The following is a 15,820-nucleotide window of genomic DNA, read 5'->3' as shown; positions in this document are numbered from 1 at the left end:
TCCAATATCAACCAAGGGTAATACCAATTAATCAAAAACTGCTATAGTCAATAAGCAACCAGGTGTAAGGGATAAGTAAAACTGGAAAGTTATCAACAAAAACTGTTTAATTTAGTTGAAAATAGTGGGGATAAAATGATGCAAACGGGCGTTAAAACGTCATCGGCTTGGAGGAAGTTGAGAAAGGGTGAAATTAACTGTGAAACAGCCCTTAAACTGTTGGTTAACCCACAAGGAGAACTAAACGTTAACCTACTGGATCGGGAAGTAAGTTCCCGGTTCTTTAAGCCATTCCCCAATCGCCAAGATTTACCTCCGGTGATTCCGCTGGTACTGTGGCGCAACTGTTATTACTTGGGTAGCCCACTCCAGTTATCCCCAGAGCAGCTCAAAAAATTAAGCGATCGCACTTTCACGGAAATCAAAATTATTCCCATTGCACCAAAAAGCTACAAGCGATGGTACCACAGGGAAAACAATGATGCCAAATCTATCAGTTCGGTAGGCTTTGTCAATCCCCTGACTGGTGAGGTGGAACAAGAAGACATTACCGAAACCACAGAATTGTATCTGTCCCAAGCGGCTGACCAGATTGAGCGGATTAAAACCATTATCTCTGGAGCTCTGCGTAACCGCGCCAGTGATATTCACCTGGAACCGATGACTGATGGCTTAAGAGTCCGCTATCGGATTGACGGGATTCTTAGGGATATAACTACTTTACCGTCAGACTTGGGACGAGCAGTGGTGGTTGCTCTCAAAGTCATGTCTGATATGGACATTGCTGAAAGCCGCCGTCCTCAAGATGGTCGGATTGGGGAAAACTATGCTACTGGGGAGGAGGCAGAACTTGGGTTAGATCTGCGGGTGAGTACCCTCCCTTGTGTGGGGGGGGAGAAAGCAGTGATTCGCTTATTACCAAGAGAGAACCCCTTTTCTGGCTTGGAAGAGTTAGGCTTTTCTGACGAAGAGCTTAAAATCTATAAAGGTTGGTTGCAGCAACCCCAAGGAATGGTTATTATCACCGGTCCGACTGGTTCTGGTAAAACTAGTACGCTATATAATTCCCTGCAAGGGTTAGCCACAGAACATGTGAATGTAGTAACGGTGGAAGACCCAGTGGAGTATGTCTTACCCCGGATTACCCAGACCCAAGTGAATGAGGCAGCGGGGATGACCTTTGCGGCAGGGATGAGGGCAATTTTACGCCAAGACCCGGACATCATTATGGTGGGGGAAATTCGGGATGCTGAAACCGCTGAAACAGGGATTCGAGCGGCTTTGACCGGTCACTTAGTACTGACCACTCTCCACACCAATGATGCGGTCAGTGCTATTCCTCGTATTAAAGATATTGGTCCGGAACCGGGTTTAATCAGTGATGCCCTATTGGGAATAGTGGCACAGCGTTTGGTGCGCAAAGTATGTCCCCACTGTCAAGAACCTTACACCCCGACTTCTGAAGATTTGCGGAAGCTGAATTTGAGGCCAGAGGAAGCTAATCTCAAAGGTTGGCGGAAAGGAAAGGGTTGCGCCAAGTGCTACAATTCCGGCTATTTAGGACGGGAAGCCATTGTGGAGTTATTGGATGTAGATGATACGGTACGGCAGTTGATTTATGAGGGAACTATGACTCAGTTGCACCGTTACCTGGATAAAATCAGTTTTTATTCCTTCCGGAAGGCGGCGATTGAAAAGGTAACCAAAGGGGTAACCACCCTAACTGAAATCCTACGAGTTCTACCCCACAGTGCTTTGTCCTTTGACACTCCCCGGTCTAAAGACGCAGGGATTCTTCAATCAACGACTCGACTTGCTGAACCTGGCCGGAACCAAGAACAGTAGAGGCCAAATCTCCTGAAGAGTTCGGATCGATGTTCGCGTAGCGTGACCTACGGTCAATCCAGGTTCCGGTGTGCCCCACCGTACCCAAGGCTCTATTAAGAATGTTGACTGCGGCGTTGTGATCGCGGTCTAACTTACAACCACATTTACAGACGTGAGTCCTAGTTGATAGCGATTTTTTCACAACTTCGCCGCATTCAGAGCAATTCTGACTTGTGTAGGCAGGATTTACCGCGACGGTGACTCTACCAAACTTTTCGCCAAAGTGCTCCAACCACTTCCTAAACTGATACCAACCTGCATCGTTAATAGACTTTGCTAGACAATGATTTTTTACTAGGTTTTTAACTCTCAAGTCTTCGTAGGCGACCAGATCGTTAGATCGGATTACGCAACGTGCGAGTTTCTTCGCATGTTCTTCACGCTGCCTACTTATTTTGAGATGCTGCCTGCCTAGTCTATTGACGGCTTTTCTTCGGTTGGATGAGCCTTTATTTTTTCGGGAAACCCGACGTTGATAAAACTTTAAACGTTCTTCGCCTTTTCTGTAAAATCGAGGGTTAGGTTCTGTATGATCATCAGAATCTGTATAAAACTCTTTGAGTCCTACATCTAATCCGATTGTTCGACCAGTCGAATTTAAGTCTTCGCGTGCTACGACTGCCACACAGAACTGGACATAGTAGCCGTCAGCTCGTCGGACTATCCGAACCCGATTAATTTGTTTCTTGTCGAAGCGCCATAGATCCCAAGTCCCTTTAAGCTTAAGCTTCCCAATCCCTTTCTTATCCGTGAACGTTATCGACTTTTTGTCAGGGGACAACTTCCATCCTGACTTCTTGTATTCGACAGAACGAGCGCGTTTATGAAACTTAGGAAAACCCTTTTTACCTGGAACTTTTTTCTGGCAATTATCGTAGAAGCGAACAATCGACGACCATGCCCTCTCAGACGCAGCCTGACGGGCGGTAGAGTTTAATTCATTGGCAAAGGGGAATTCATTGGCCAGTATTTTGGAGTACCGGCTCAGGTCACTTTTCCCTGTCCCTTTATTGTCCAACCATAGACGGATGCAGCTATTTCGGATAAACTTGACTGTCCGAATAGCTTCATCTATAGCTGAATATTGGGACTCTTTGCCTTTGGCTTTAAACTCTAAAATAATCACCGAATCTCGACCTACTTAACCTTTGGTTACGCTACGGGAGCGATATATTTTTATATTATCAGAATTGTATAAAAAAGTAAAGTGCTAATCAAAATTTTCCTCACGGCGACTAAAGTCGCTGCGAGCTTTCATCCCGGAGACGAAACCTTAAAATAAGGCAGCCTTAATCATAAAGTTTTAACCCTTTTACCCATAGCCGACCAACCATAAAGGCTGCCTTATTTTTGCGGTAACTTCTGACCCGGTTTAAAAACACGGGGCTTTCAGCTTTTGGGAATTCCGTAAGTCTGAGGGTCAATTGGAGAACCCAAGAGCTGCTAAAGTGAAATCCCTAGATAAGATGGCTCCCAATCGGAGATATGGTTGATTGACACCCCTGGGTAGGGAGTAGGGAGTAGGGAGTAGGGAGTAGGGAAAGAGAGGGAAGTGTGGGAGGTGTGGGAGGTGTGGGAGGTGTGGGGAGATGGGGAGATGGGGAGTCAGATGAGCAACTGGCATGGTTTCCAAGGGGCTTATAAGGTGCTTGAGCGGTGACCCACACAGAACCCAAACCACTCGCGCTTTGTATCAAGACAGGGGTTGCGAAAATTGAATGTACTTGATTAGACCTCTTGCAAAAGTATTTTTTTGATACTGTTTTCGTCAATTATTGTTACTGTTTTCTGTCTCCTGTCTCCTATCTCCTGACAACTGCCGCGAAGTCTATTAATATGAGCAGCGCTATACCAATACCAAAAGATCTGCGGAAGTCTTTTGGATCGAATCAATCTTCGATAATGCCGACCACCCGAGCCGGTCCAGCGGAGCCATTTTTGACCTTAAGGGGGAAAGCTGCAACTTTGAAGCCATGGGATGGTAGTTGATCAAGATTAGTTAGCCGTTCCAGTTGGCAATATTCCTTGTCAATCCCAACAAAATGAGCCGCCCAGAAAATATCGTTCCTCCCACTAGCTTTGGCCTGCTGAGCTTGAACTGGTAGAGGTACATCCCAACCCCAAGAGTCAATCCCCATCACTTTGATTCCCTGATCAATCAGCCAGTGTGTGGCTTCAGCACTGACACCAGATCCATGGGTAAAATAATCCGGTGTTCCATACCGCCGATCGTTACCAGTGTGGATTAGCACGATATCGAACGGCTGGAGTGTATAGTTAATCTTGTCGAGAGCCAATTTCACATCCTCGACAGTAATCGCCTCACCATGGTTTTTGTGGCGCATATCTAAAACCACGCCATCACGGTAACACCAGTCCAACGGGATCTGGTCAATGGTCTTGGCAGGCTTGCCCCCACAAGTTGGTGCGTAGTGCCATGGCGCATCCATATGAGTTGTGCCATGGGTCGAAAGCTTAATCACGTCATTGGCCCAACCAAGTCCTCCCCGCAGGTATTTCGGTGTTATCCTAAACAGCATCCAGATCGCTAACCGTCCAAATTTATGATTTTGGTAAGTTACCGAATTGCGTGCCCACCAGGGAGTCCAATCCTTGTCATTTTGCAAGGTATCACTGAGATCAATTATGGGCATAAGACTTTCCCAAAATTACTCAAAATACTGCTATACCTTAACAATCATACCAATACTTACGGCATAGATTCACCGAATCTTCAAAAATGTGATAGCAAAGGGAATAGGGAACAGGGAATAGGGAACAGGGAATAGGGAACAGGGAATAGGGAACAGGGAATAGGGAACAGGGAACAAAAATTCTCACAATTCCTACAGGGATCCCTATAGGACTTACGCTCAAGTCCTGAATGTGGGATCCTCAAGAAGGATATGTAATTTTTCGGCGTTGCTCAATCAAATAATGAATCCGAGTAGAGTGGGCATCCTGCCTGCCCCAAATCAGGAACAGGCAAGATGCCTATTCCACAGGTGCGACCCGTGGCGAATTTAATTCTTAATGCGGAAAGCGCACCTACTCTTAAAATCATTCCATTATTAAGCAACGCCAATTTTTCTGCCATGGTGCCAGTGGGCAGATTGTCTAGGTCAACCACATTCCTAAACCCACTGAATTGGTGGGATTCACCACTCCAGACAAAGTCAATTCAGTTAGTTGCATATTACTGGGGGAACTAATCAAAAGAGATTTCTACTGTGAAAGTAGAGACAGTTGGAAATCCGCAGATAATGTTTGACTTAACCTTTACTCGTAATTTAAGCGCTACACTAATTGTTGTGACTCTGCTTAGCATGAGTTTATCTACCGTGCGTCATCATCCCCAAACCATGACGAAACAAAAACAATTCACTCCAATTGGAAACGCGATGAGAATGGGTTTAGTCATCAAGGGTCAACAACTTCGCTACCGCTAATCGGGTCTATCTGATATTTCTCAAAAAGAAGGGGAAGTGTCGGAAGTTTGGGGAGATGGGGAGATGGGGAGATGGGGAGATAGGAATAGATTCAATTTGTAAAGGGATGCTACCAGATTTTAGATTAGAGTCTTGTTTTGCGATGAAGCTTCGCTTCCGCTAAAAGCGAACGCTTAATTTTTATTGCTATTATATCTGTTATAAAATAGCGACACAGTAAGCATTCAGCTATCAGCATTTAGCTATCAGCCATTCGTGTAGTGTGCCCAAGGCTGACGGCACCTCAAGTAGCGTGAGCTTTTAGCTCACGGCACCTCAAGCAGCACCTCAAGTAGCGCATATGCTTACCTACCGTGCTATTGTGATACCGTCGTCTATAATGTGTTTACGTGAATCAATGCCTTACGCATCTTAACAACGGTTCGTTCCATATCTACTAAACTTTCTAGAGTTAAAACAATATCATCAGCAACTCCGAGGATTTTTGCTGCTTCTTTTACTTTGGCTCTCTCTTCCTCAGCATAAACTCCATCAGCTGATGACATCTTAATGGCATGATATACCAATTCGTTTGCTACTGACAAAGTTTCAACATCAACTTTTTTTATATCGGGCAACAGCTCTTGTAGGTTAGCATTTTTGTAATCAAAAGACTTGTAGAGTCCAACAACCTCTTCAGGGGCACCAAATTGTTTTTGGTGATTGATTAACCACTCCATTTCTGCGTCAGAAACCTCTCCATCACCTCCGGCAATAGCTAACAAAGCGTAACCATAGTTGACCATAGCTTGGAATGAGGCTGAACTAAGTCCGTACTCTTCTTTAGCAAAAGATGAAAGAGTTTGCATTGTATCGTCTGTCATAAATTTTACCCTGTTTTGCCCTTACAGCTGGTTAACTCTAAGAAGTTTATCTTTGATGGTAGAATATTGCAAGTGTCTGATTCTGGTAAAGGTAGTCGTCAAGCTGAAACGAAGTCCCAGGCAAAGGCTGAAAGACTAGGTGGATAAAGCTTTTAGCTCAAAAATTTCCTGTAACGATTAAGGTTTAGAGAGAGGGGATGAGCAGGCAGGGCAGGGTACTTGACCCCTCACTTTAAAAGTGCTATACAATTTATCATGTTCGTGAGATACAAAAAATTTTTGCTCTCTTCCCTATTCCCTAAAATCCAGGATTTTGTCCATCACCCAATTGAGAACTACTATATAAATGATTAACCTAAATTAAGATAAGATGATTAATTTTCAGGTCTTTGAACAAGCACGGGAAAAACATCCCCGCTCTCAAGCTATGCCATTTATGGCTGAGCTGAGACAACAGATGCGTTCGCATCAGCCTTATCAAGGATTAAGACTATTACATCATATCCACTTGACCATAGAAACTGTCTTTAAAGTTGAACCGTTGCTGTTGGCTGGTGCTGAGCTTACCGTGTCTTGCCCTAATTTTATCAAGCCTAACCCAGAAGCGGTGGAAATTTTACTCAGTGCTAATGTTGAGGTTAATCTTGAAGGGAATTTTGAGGATAACTATGATATTTGTTTAGATCTTTATGGAGAGTTACCCACACTACTCAACCCTCGCCAGGGAGTGGTAGAGCTAACTAAACTCGATAACGAGATCTATCAATCGTTAGATATTTCCTATCCCTTGATTTCTGTGGATGACAGTTCCCTAAAAAATATCGAAACATTCTATGGCACTAGTAAGGCATTTGTCAATGCCTTTCACCAGTTAACTAACGAGGCATTAGTGGATAAAAATTTGGTAATCTTTGGTTGTGGAAAAGTTGGGAAAGGACTCGTTAATGAATTATTAGGCTTAACCAAGGAGCTGGTGGTTGTCGAGAAAAATCCTAAGATTTTGGAACAGCTTAGGGCTAGAGGAATCAAAGGGTTACAGGCTGAGGACTTGGATGGAATTAGGGCAGCACTAAAGGAGGCTTTTTGTGTTGTAACCTGTACGGGAGTTAATGGAGTACTTTCTAAGGAGTATGACTTAGACAAGGAAGATTTCAGTGGTAAGTATCTTGCCAACATTGGCGCAGAAGATGAATTTGGTGATAACTTCTCAGATGCAGAAGTGCTTTTCAAAAAAGCTCCGATCAATTTTTCCTTAGCGGAACCTACTCCAGTTCAGACTCTCGACCCAGTCTTCTATGCCCATAACATAGCGATTGACTTAATTTTATCGAAGGAATTGGAACCCGGTTACCATTCATTTCCTAGTCATCTTGCCCAGGAAATAATAGAGAAATGGGGAAACTATCATGATCAAGATATAGCGTTTTTAAGGGAGTAGGGAGTAGGGAGTAGGGAGTAGGGAATCGGGAATCGGGAGTCGGGAATCGGGAGTCGGGAGTCGGGAATCGGGAGTCGGGAGTCGGGAGTCGGGAGTCGGGAGTCGGGAACGTAAGCATTTAGCTCACGGCTGACGGCTGAATGCTTACCTATAGTCTTTTAAGGATTAATCCCGCTATCACCAGTTGTGATTATGTTCATAGTCCCAACACTCTCCCTGTTCCCAAGCTCTTCCCGTTGCTTCACAGTTGTAGGAGTCATTAATCCAAGGAATACTGGTTGGGTGGGCGGCAAAAATTTTATTTTTAACAATAAATTCATTATTGTAATTAGGTGTTGTTGACTGATTTATATTTTTCATAAATAAGGATGATGGTAATAATCCAAATAGCAAATATTTAATACTAAAAAAAGAAAGACTCAATACTAAGCTTGAAGTAAGATTAATTACTAATAGTTGATTGGTTTTATTTTTAGGTTTAAAAAGGCGATTATCTTGAAGTTGATAAATAGATTTATAAACCATAAATAAGAGTTTAGGGGTTTTTTCGGATTTTTTTCTTTGAAATCAGCGTAGCAATTATCTGTTTACCAACAGGTTTGCGTTCATGTTTAACTTCTGTATGTGTATGTATAACTTTTGTTTACGGTTGACCCTTGAAAGTAATCACCATAAGCATTTCAGTGATTCCACCTACAGATGATGGCAAAATGGCATAATTGTGAAATGGAGAGATGGGAAGATGAAATTTAGTGGGTGATTACTATTTAGCAAGATTTTTCGCAATTGCTACAAAGCTGATACACATTTAACTAGCACAATATAAGCAATTGATATAATGTCCAGAAGCATCAGTTGCTCATGGCTAAGAGTTAAGTAATACTAGTTAAGTAATACTAGTTAATTAGAATTACTCCCGAGCCATCAGCCATGACCCATCACCCAGGACCAACTGATGCAGTAGTTTCAGTTAGTAAAAGCTAGACCCACCTACCAACATCGTCTCTCTCCCCTGAGCCATCACCCATTGCATCAACTGCTGCCACTCTGGTGACTTCCCCAACCCATCAGCATCAAACTCCCCGCCCCAATTCTTGGAAAACTCGGCAAAATTCTCTGCCCAATTTACCACTGTTTCCATGGGTAAATAAGGACTATAGCCCCAAGCCTGTTGTAAATACTTGATCATTTCCCTGGGATGTCCTGTATTATATAAATACCAAGCAATCCATACTAGGGTTCCATAGCGCACCTGATTTTCTAATAGACGGATTCCTGGTGGTAAATCAGCCTGTTTAAAGAAGTTGTCAATGGCTGCTGACAGGGAGCAAGCTTGAGGCAATCCTTTGTGCATGGCACTTTGGTGATGTTGCCGATAGCCTACTGTTACCTGACGCAACCAAGCGGCAGGACAACCCTTGAGGGCTAACCGTAGCACGATTTCTGTATCTTCAGCGGGTGGAAACCTGGGGTCAAACCCGCCAACGGATTCTAGCCAATGGCGACGGAACATCATCGCACTAGGCAGGACTGGCTTCCACAATAGCCAACTTTCTAAGTTTAATTCTGGTACTTTCTCCCATGGACGCACCGTCATCAGTCGCTGACCCTGGGAATCGACACGGTACCAACCACTATGGACAATTCCCAGATGGGGTTGTGCTTCAAACACTGCTAACTGGGCAGCTAACTTACCTGGCAGAAAAAAGTCATCGGCATCGAGGAATGCGACAAATTCACCCAAGGCTAGTTTAATGCCATGGTTGCGGGCAAGGGAGACTCCTTGGTTTTCTTGATAAATGTAACGAATGCGATCACGATAGGGTTGCAACAGTGATCGCGTCTGGTCTGTTGAACCATCATCAATTACCACTACCTCATAGGAACAGGCTTCTTGATTCAGCACACTTTCCACTGCTTCGGTAATATAGCGATCGCAATTATAGCTGGGAATAATTACACTGACTTGTGGTATCATTTAACACCCTTCCATCACCCCATTGAGAACTGCTATAGCTTTATATAGCAAAGGGAACAGGCAACAGGGAACAGCGGATCTCGGAACAGGCAACAGGCAACAGGCAACAGGCAACAGGCAACAGGCAACAGGGAGTAGGGAACTTCGGAACAAAAATTCTCACAATTCCTACACAAATCCCTATAGTAATTAGGTAAGCATATGCGCTACAGATGGTGCTACTTGAGGTGCCGTCAGCGAAAAGCTCACGCTACTTGAGGTGCCGTCAGCCTACGGCCAATAGCTGATACGCGACACGCTGATAGCTGGTAGCTTATGTGATTAGCTCTTTTTATGAAACTAATATGAAGATTTAATGATAACAATACAAAAATTTTACAAAAGAAGGAAGTTTGTTTTAAAAAAAAACTAGAGCAAAATAGTCGTTTAATGTAAAATAACAACAAAAAATTCTAAAAATGTGAAAATGAACTTTTTTGTGTTTCCTGCTATATACTGGTTTAGGGAATATCCTAGTCTAGGAAATGAGTAATAGGGAATTACAACTAAGAAATTCCTAATAACCAGTTACCAATTTGTGTACTTTGTTACGGTTATCTGAGCTCGTTTTAACTAGACGTTAATAATCACAAGTATAACGGTTGAAAACCCCGATGCTGGCTTGATCCAGGGAAAAGTTTAACTATCCATCTGCCCAAGCTGGTTCTAACCCGATAGCTGCCTAATGATCAAGGTTGAATCAAGTTACCAACAAGTCAAGGCTTATTTAGCCAAGAAGCAATGGGGTCAAGCCGTTGCTTCTTGTCGGCAAGCCCTGAAACGGCAGCCTGATTCTGGGGAATTCAATGTCTTACTAGGCTTTGCTCTAGCTGCTCAGGGAAAGCGCAGGCAAGCAATTTATGCCTATAGTAAAGCGGTGCAACTCCAACCGGAACGAGCTCAAACTCATGCCTGCCTTGGTGAGTTATATAGTCAACTCAAGGATTTCTCAACAGCAGAATGGCATTATCAACAGGCTGTTTGGCTACAGCCCGGTCAGGCTGAGTACCATTACAATCTAGGAATCACCAGGCACAAGCTGTGGAAGTGGGATGGTGCCAAAGAAAGCTATCAGCAAGCGATCGCTCTTAACCCCAAGGATGCCAAAGCCCACTATCATCTAGGAGTGTTGTATGGTCAACGGGGTCAGTTAGAGGAAGCCAGCAACAGTTATCGCCAAGCCATTACCAATCAGCCAGATTACCTCAGCGCTTACAATAATTTGGGCTGTGTTCTCTACGATCTAAAACAATTCGAGGCAGCAAAGGCGGTCTATCAACAAGGTATCGACCAACAAGGTATCGACCATCATCCTAAGTGGGGGACTCTGTATAATAACCTGGGTAAGGTGCTGCAAGCACAAGGTAAGGCAGCTGAGGCTCTGGTGGCATACAGTAGTGCGATTGAGTTAAACCCAGAGCTAGAATCAGCTTACTTAAATCTGGGTCGGTTATGGCAACAGAAGGGGAACTATCCGATAGCAGTGCAGTATTTTGAACAGCTGCTTAGGCTGGATCCAGAACAGATATTGACTTACAGTGAATGCGCCAACGCCTTGATGGCTCAGGGGAAACTAGCCCTAGCCTTTGACTATTTACGAAAAGCGATCGCATTGCAACCAGCTTTTGTGGAGGCTTATTGCCAACGTGCTAAAGCTTTACCAGGCCAGGACATACTTGAGCGATCGCAAATTTATTGTTCTGGATTTCTTGAGGCACTACGGAACAAAGAGGATACTTTCCAAGTCTGCCTCTATCTGTCGCAGACTTATCTGTATTTAGGGGATACCTTGTTTGAGTATGGTGCAGCAAAGCAGGCTCAAATGTATTACCAGAAAGCGTTACAGATTCAGCCAGACCAGGTTGAGTTGTATATACGGTTAGGGGATTGTTTAGCCGAGCAGCAGCGACTGGATGCAGCAGTAATGACTTATCACATGGGTTTAGCCTTGCAACCAGCTCATCCTCAGATTTATCTACGGTTAGGGCAAGTCTTAAGCAAACAAAAGCGGTTCCAGCAAGCCCTTGAATACTACGAAGCCCTCTGGCATCAGCACTTAGAAGAGAGCAAGCTCAGCGGTAAGCTTGGTAGTCTCGGAGTCTTGCCGAGAGATAACGTGCCGATAGATAACTATACTGCTAACCCTCTTAGCTCCCAACCTCCTCACCGGATCAAGGGCATTTATGAAGCGACCAGGGATTGGTATATAAGCACAGAGTGCCATGGTTGCTACTACATAGAGGTACCTTGGTCAAGCATCGATAAGGATTGGCAATATACGGGATCGAGGGAAATTGAAGTTTCTGTGAACCATGGTTTACAGGGCAATGGTTTGCCAAAGGATCTCAACACCATGTCCATGGTAGCGCCACCAGCTTCTGCCCTGGCTCCTATATCTGTTGAAGCCAGACAGTCCCAGTCTCAATCCCAGTCTCAGTCCCAGCCTCAGTCCCAGTCTCAATGTGGCGGTGTTACCTGTAACCGATGTATGAGACGACTGTGTAACCAGTTTGAGTCAATTCATCTAGGCCATAGGGTCTATCAGTGTAACCCACCGGAAACACTGTCTGTGGATTCCCCTACTGTTTTTGTGGCGACTATCCCACAAGGACGGGCTTGGATTGCCCCCCAAAGCAGTTACTGGAAGATTTGTAATGGCATCGCCATCATTACCCCAGATGATTATTTGCTATCTGACGTCTCTCGAAATTACCCATGGTATTTACCTGGATGTCAGAATTATGACCCCAGAAACCATATAATCTTTAGTCTGGATCAGATGCCGCCTTTAGAGTACATTGATGGCACAGTAGCGGTTCTATCTGGACTATCGGGACATGGCTACTACCACTGGATGTTTGATGTCCTGCCTAGAATTGAAATCCTACGCCGCAGTGGGATAGATTTCCCTAAGATTGATTGGTTTTTGATCAATACGCCACAGCAACCCTTTCAACAAGAGACCCTCAATTGCTTAGGCATTCCCCCTAACAAAATTATCTCAAGCGATCGCCACCCCCATATTCAAGCCCGGGAGTTAGTCTTACCCTCCTTTCCCGGACATTTTGATTGGGTACCGAAGGGTACTATTAACTTTCTCAGACAGACGTTTCTACCGCAAACTCTCGAATTAAGATACCCAGAGCGTATATACATCACTAGAGCTCAAGCCAGACATCGACAAGTTCTCAACGAAACTGAGGTCAAGGAGCTGCTATCCCAATTTGGTTTTATTACCATTGCCCTAGAAAGCCTGTCTGTGAGGGAACAAGTTGCTTTATTTGCTTCTGTTAAAGCAATTGTTGCTCCCCATGGCGCTGGTTTGACCAATACGGTATTTTGTCGCCCTGGTACTCAAATCATAGAACTAGTCTCACCCAGTTATGTGAGAACAGATTACTGGATGATTAGTCAACAACTGGGACTGAAACATTATTATGTAAAAGGAGAAATTTTTGACTGTCAACCTATTCGAACATTAATGTATACTAGCTCACTAACAGAAGATATATTAGTTAACCTAGATTCCCTTCAATCAGTAATTAAAATTACTGGTCTAAATCAGCTAATATCAAGGGCTTATAACCAATAAGGAGGCCAACAATGCAATTTAAATAAAAATATTTGATAATCAAAAAAACTAAGAGTGTGGCCAAAAAAAATTTAATAAATTATAGTTTATATGTAATATCAACTAGGATAAAGAAAGAAGGAGTTATAGTAAATGTCTTCTATTGTTGCTGACCCAGATGTTGAAGTTATCCCAACTAACGAAGATGGCTTCGTGATTTTAGGACCAGACGATAAGCCAGTTAATGTTGATGGGAGCGATGGTCTAGATGTTATTCAGACTGGTGATGAAACCGATGACGTTAGTGGTGGTGACGGGGATGATGTGGCCCTGGGTGGAGCAGGAGATGACCAAATCACTGGCGATCAAGGCGATGATGTGGTGCTGGGTGGAGAAGGAAATGATAACCTGATCATAGGACCAGGCAGTGATGTGGCGATCGGAGGTCCTGGAAATGATACATTTACTTTCGAGTTTTTTGACGATGCACCGGATATTATTACTGAGTTTAAGTCTGGAGAAGATCGGATCGTGATTCCAGGGGTTAGTGACCAGACTAACGTGACTTACGATTCGATCACTGGTGAGCTAAAAGTTGATGGGCAAACCATTGCTCAATTGAGTTCAGGTTTGGATGTTGAAATTAATCACACTGACGAGGGTTTTGAGATACTCTAGTAGATCAGCAATCAGCAATCAGTAATCAGTAATAAGTAATCAGCAATCAGTAATCAGTAATCAGTAATCAGCTATCAGCAATCAGTAATCAGTAATCAGTAATCAGCAATCAGCAATCAGCAATCAGCAATCAGCAATCAGGTTATGCTTTACATCCCAGCGTCCAAGCCTGCGACACGATACTGCTAGAAGCCTGTGCCACGATAGTTGAGGTGCCAAAGACCAAGCGCTGACGGCTGACGGCTGACCGCTGACTGCTGAGCGCTGACCGCTTAATGCTTGATTTGAGTTGTGAACATACTGTAATTAAGGAAAGGTAACAGGCAAGAGTTAATCAAGTAGCGCTGCTCCCTGCTCCCTGCTCCCTGCTCCCTGTTCCCTTTTCCCTGTTCCCCGTTCCCTGTTCCCTCTCATGTACACTTACTTAACTGAAGCAATTACCGCTTGTGAGCAAGCGTTGGAAAGTCCATCCCCAAATCGAACTGATTTTGCCTCGACTTGCCGAGTTTTAGGCAATATCTTGCAAGGGATGGGTCGGTTTGATGATGCAATTTTCTGGCACTCTAGAGTGTTCGATGACAAACCGAATTTAGTGCAAGTCTATGCTAAATTTGGTAGTTTATACACCAGTCAACAACAGTGGCAGCAAGCGATCGCATCCTACTACCATGCTATACGCCTCCAGCCAGATTTTGCTGAGGCTTACTGGAGTTTGGCAGAAATCTATTCTCAGTTGGGGAAAAAAGACGAGGAAATTGAGTGTTGGTATCAGACTCTGAGCCTGAAACCCAAATCAGCAAACGCTCAGGGACATTATAAACTAGGGAAAGCGTTCCTGGCTCAGGGTAAACCGGATCGAGCCATTGCTTGCTTCCAAAATGCGATTGAGCGTGACTCCAGCTTATGGGCAGCTTACTACGAGTTAGGAGAGTGTTTGATAGCCCAGGGCAAGTGGGATAATGCGATCGCATGTTATCGTCAGTTACTCGACCTTGACCCAAATCAAGCTAAGGGGCACTATAAAATTGCTGGGATTTGGCTCAAACAAGGAATGGTGGACACAGCGATTGCAGCGTTTCGCCGCTCGATTGAGGTTGATCCAAATTTTCCTGGAGCTTATCGAGAATTAATCCAACTGTTGATTAAACAGCAGAAGTGGGATGAAGCGATTGTCTCATGCCGTGCGGTAATTGCGACAGTGGGTGACTATCCCTGGACTTATGTTAAACTTGGGGATGCTTTGGTAAAAAAAGGTGAGTTGACCGAAGCCTACAGTAGTTATCAAAAAGCTGCTCAATTGCGGGGTTGGCATCAGTGTGCTCAGAAGGATTATCGATTCACCGAGGATAGGTTTACGTTTAAAATTCCGGTCTGGGAAAAACACTTGCAGCCCCTAGCTGGTGTGGCTGATGCTCAGTGTCTGGAAATTGGGAGTTTTCAAGGCAATTCCGCTTGCTGGTTACTTGATAAAATCCTGACTAACTCCTCAGCTCGATTAACCTGTGTTTCGCCACACTTTCAGGAAGAGTTTGCTGCTAATATCGCTAAAACTGGAGCAGCCGAAAAGGTGACTAGGTTAGAGGGAAAACCTGAACAGTTGCTTAATTCCCTTGATAGCAATTGCTATGATTTAGCTAACATTCGCGACAGGCGTCAAAAAGCTACCATTGCTGAGCAAAATGCTTTACTTTGTTGGAAGCTGCTCAAGGTTGGGGGGCTGATGATCGTTAATAACTATGGATGGAGCAATCCTGCTAAACCGCAAGAAGCGCCTAAAATTGGGATTAATAGGTTTCTAGATTCAGTTAAAGGTCAGTTTGAGATTCTGCATCAGGCTCGTCTACTGATTGTTAAAAAGATAGCGTCTTAACGGTAACGATGTCAAGGGATATCAAGCACTCTTCGGGTCATGATCAC

At 44.1% G+C, this 15,820-nt stretch carries 15 protein-coding genes; 5 read left to right on the top strand and 10 right to left on the bottom strand.

Annotation, left to right across the window (positions count from 1 at the left end; genetic code table 11):
- The first annotated feature begins 135 nt into the window (after positions 1-135).
- Positions 136-1,845, top strand: coding sequence for a GspE/PulE family protein (locus tag BJP34_RS33015; protein WP_324610988.1), 1,710 nt, complete (start codon positions 136-138; stop codon positions 1,843-1,845).
- Here BJP34_RS33015 and BJP34_RS33010 read toward each other — a convergent pair.
- From BJP34_RS33010 to BJP34_RS32995, 6 genes are all read right to left on the bottom strand, one after another.
- A complete protein-coding gene (locus BJP34_RS33010) occupies positions 1,778-3,013 on the bottom strand; it encodes an RNA-guided endonuclease InsQ/TnpB family protein (protein ID WP_070395982.1) in 1,236 nt (411 codons plus the stop codon). The two genes, BJP34_RS33015 and BJP34_RS33010, sit on opposite strands and share 68 nt — an antisense overlap.
- A gap of 331 nt (positions 3,014-3,344) precedes the next feature.
- A complete protein-coding gene (locus BJP34_RS45100; protein WP_158517611.1) occupies positions 3,345-3,584 on the bottom strand; it encodes a hypothetical protein in 240 nt (79 codons plus the stop codon).
- Between the two features lie 192 nt (positions 3,585-3,776).
- Positions 3,777-4,541 carry a cyclase family protein gene (locus BJP34_RS33005; protein ID WP_070395981.1) on the bottom strand — a complete coding sequence of 255 codons (765 nt, stop codon included), beginning with the start codon at positions 4,539-4,541 and terminating at the stop codon, positions 3,777-3,779.
- Between the two features lie 37 nt (positions 4,542-4,578).
- Entirely contained in the window at positions 4,579-4,728 is a 150-nt protein-coding gene (locus tag BJP34_RS41625) for a hypothetical protein (RefSeq protein WP_168166487.1), read from the bottom strand.
- Positions 4,729-4,813: 85 nt separating this feature from the next.
- Complete coding sequence (locus BJP34_RS45095; protein WP_158517610.1) at positions 4,814-4,984, bottom strand: hypothetical protein; 171 nt, start codon at positions 4,982-4,984, stop codon at positions 4,814-4,816.
- A gap of 726 nt (positions 4,985-5,710) precedes the next feature.
- Complete coding sequence (locus BJP34_RS32995; RefSeq protein ID WP_070395979.1) at positions 5,711-6,199, bottom strand: hypothetical protein; 489 nt, start codon at positions 6,197-6,199, stop codon at positions 5,711-5,713.
- 370 nt (positions 6,200-6,569) lie between these two features.
- Between BJP34_RS32995 and BJP34_RS32990 the strand changes: the two genes are divergently transcribed.
- On the top strand, positions 6,570-7,637 hold the full coding sequence (locus tag BJP34_RS32990; protein WP_070395978.1) for an adenosylhomocysteinase: 1,068 nt from the start codon (positions 6,570-6,572) through the stop codon (positions 7,635-7,637).
- Here BJP34_RS32990 and BJP34_RS41620 read toward each other — a convergent pair.
- The 4 genes from BJP34_RS41620 to BJP34_RS49750 form a co-directional block, all read right to left on the bottom strand.
- A complete protein-coding gene (locus BJP34_RS41620; RefSeq protein WP_149031310.1) occupies positions 7,561-7,755 on the bottom strand; it encodes a hypothetical protein in 195 nt (64 codons plus the stop codon). The genes BJP34_RS32990 and BJP34_RS41620 overlap by 77 nt on opposite strands.
- 59 nt (positions 7,756-7,814) lie before the next feature.
- On the bottom strand, positions 7,815-8,162 hold the full coding sequence (locus tag BJP34_RS32985; protein ID WP_070395977.1) for a hypothetical protein: 348 nt from the start codon (positions 8,160-8,162) through the stop codon (positions 7,815-7,817).
- A gap of 445 nt (positions 8,163-8,607) precedes the next feature.
- Positions 8,608-9,615 (bottom strand): glycosyltransferase family 2 protein, encoded by a 1,008-nt coding sequence (locus tag BJP34_RS32980; protein WP_070395976.1) that lies wholly within the window; start codon positions 9,613-9,615, stop codon positions 8,608-8,610.
- A gap of 40 nt (positions 9,616-9,655) precedes the next feature.
- A complete protein-coding gene (locus BJP34_RS49750) occupies positions 9,656-9,778 on the bottom strand; it encodes a hypothetical protein (RefSeq protein ID WP_267876428.1) in 123 nt (40 codons plus the stop codon).
- A 561-nt stretch (positions 9,779-10,339) separates the two neighbouring features.
- Here BJP34_RS49750 and BJP34_RS32975 point away from each other — a divergent pair.
- The 3 genes from BJP34_RS32975 (at position 10,340) to BJP34_RS32965 (ending at position 15,773) form a co-directional block, all read left to right on the top strand.
- Entirely contained in the window at positions 10,340-13,246 is a 2,907-nt protein-coding gene (locus BJP34_RS32975; RefSeq protein ID WP_229424141.1) for a tetratricopeptide repeat protein, read from the top strand.
- Between the two features lie 132 nt (positions 13,247-13,378).
- Complete coding sequence (locus BJP34_RS32970; RefSeq protein WP_070395975.1) at positions 13,379-13,903, top strand: calcium-binding protein; 525 nt, start codon at positions 13,379-13,381, stop codon at positions 13,901-13,903.
- A gap of 412 nt (positions 13,904-14,315) precedes the next feature.
- The gene (locus BJP34_RS32965; RefSeq protein WP_070395974.1) at positions 14,316-15,773 is read left to right on the top strand and encodes a tetratricopeptide repeat protein; all 1,458 of its coding nucleotides are present in this window, start codon (positions 14,316-14,318) and stop codon (positions 15,771-15,773) included.
- Positions 15,774-15,820: the final 47 nt, after the last annotated feature.

This window comes from Moorena producens PAL-8-15-08-1 (assembly GCF_001767235.1).
GTDB classification, from domain to species: Bacteria; Cyanobacteriota; Cyanobacteriia; order Cyanobacteriales; family Coleofasciculaceae; genus Moorena; species Moorena producens_A.
Note: the sequence above shows the minus strand (reverse complement) of the source record. Positions and strands in the feature narration are given on the sequence as shown.

Bases quoted from the DNA above. Each gene is read 5' to 3' on its own strand.
- BJP34_RS32980 (WP_070395976.1), bottom strand. From the start codon at position 9,615: ATGATACCACAAGTCAGTGTAATTATTCCCAGCTATAATTGCGATCGC.
- BJP34_RS32965 (WP_070395974.1), top strand. From the start codon at position 14,316: ATGTACACTTACTTAACTGAAGCAATTACCGCTTGTGAGCAAGCGTTG.
- BJP34_RS32985 (WP_070395977.1), bottom strand. From the start codon at position 8,162: ATGGTTTATAAATCTATTTATCAACTTCAAGATAATCGCCTTTTTAAA.
- BJP34_RS32970 (WP_070395975.1), top strand. From the start codon at position 13,379: ATGTCTTCTATTGTTGCTGACCCAGATGTTGAAGTTATCCCAACTAAC.
- BJP34_RS33015 (WP_324610988.1), top strand. From the start codon at position 136: ATGATGCAAACGGGCGTTAAAACGTCATCGGCTTGGAGGAAGTTGAGA.
- BJP34_RS41620 (WP_149031310.1), bottom strand. From the start codon at position 7,755: ATGCTTACGTTCCCGACTCCCGACTCCCGACTCCCGACTCCCGACTCC.
- BJP34_RS32975 (WP_229424141.1), top strand. From the start codon at position 10,340: ATGATCAAGGTTGAATCAAGTTACCAACAAGTCAAGGCTTATTTAGCC.
- BJP34_RS33005 (WP_070395981.1), bottom strand. From the start codon at position 4,541: ATGCCCATAATTGATCTCAGTGATACCTTGCAAAATGACAAGGATTGG.
- BJP34_RS45095 (WP_158517610.1), bottom strand. From the start codon at position 4,984: ATGGCAGAAAAATTGGCGTTGCTTAATAATGGAATGATTTTAAGAGTA.
- BJP34_RS32990 (WP_070395978.1), top strand. From the start codon at position 6,570: ATGATTAATTTTCAGGTCTTTGAACAAGCACGGGAAAAACATCCCCGC.
- BJP34_RS32995 (WP_070395979.1), bottom strand. From the start codon at position 6,199: ATGACAGACGATACAATGCAAACTCTTTCATCTTTTGCTAAAGAAGAG.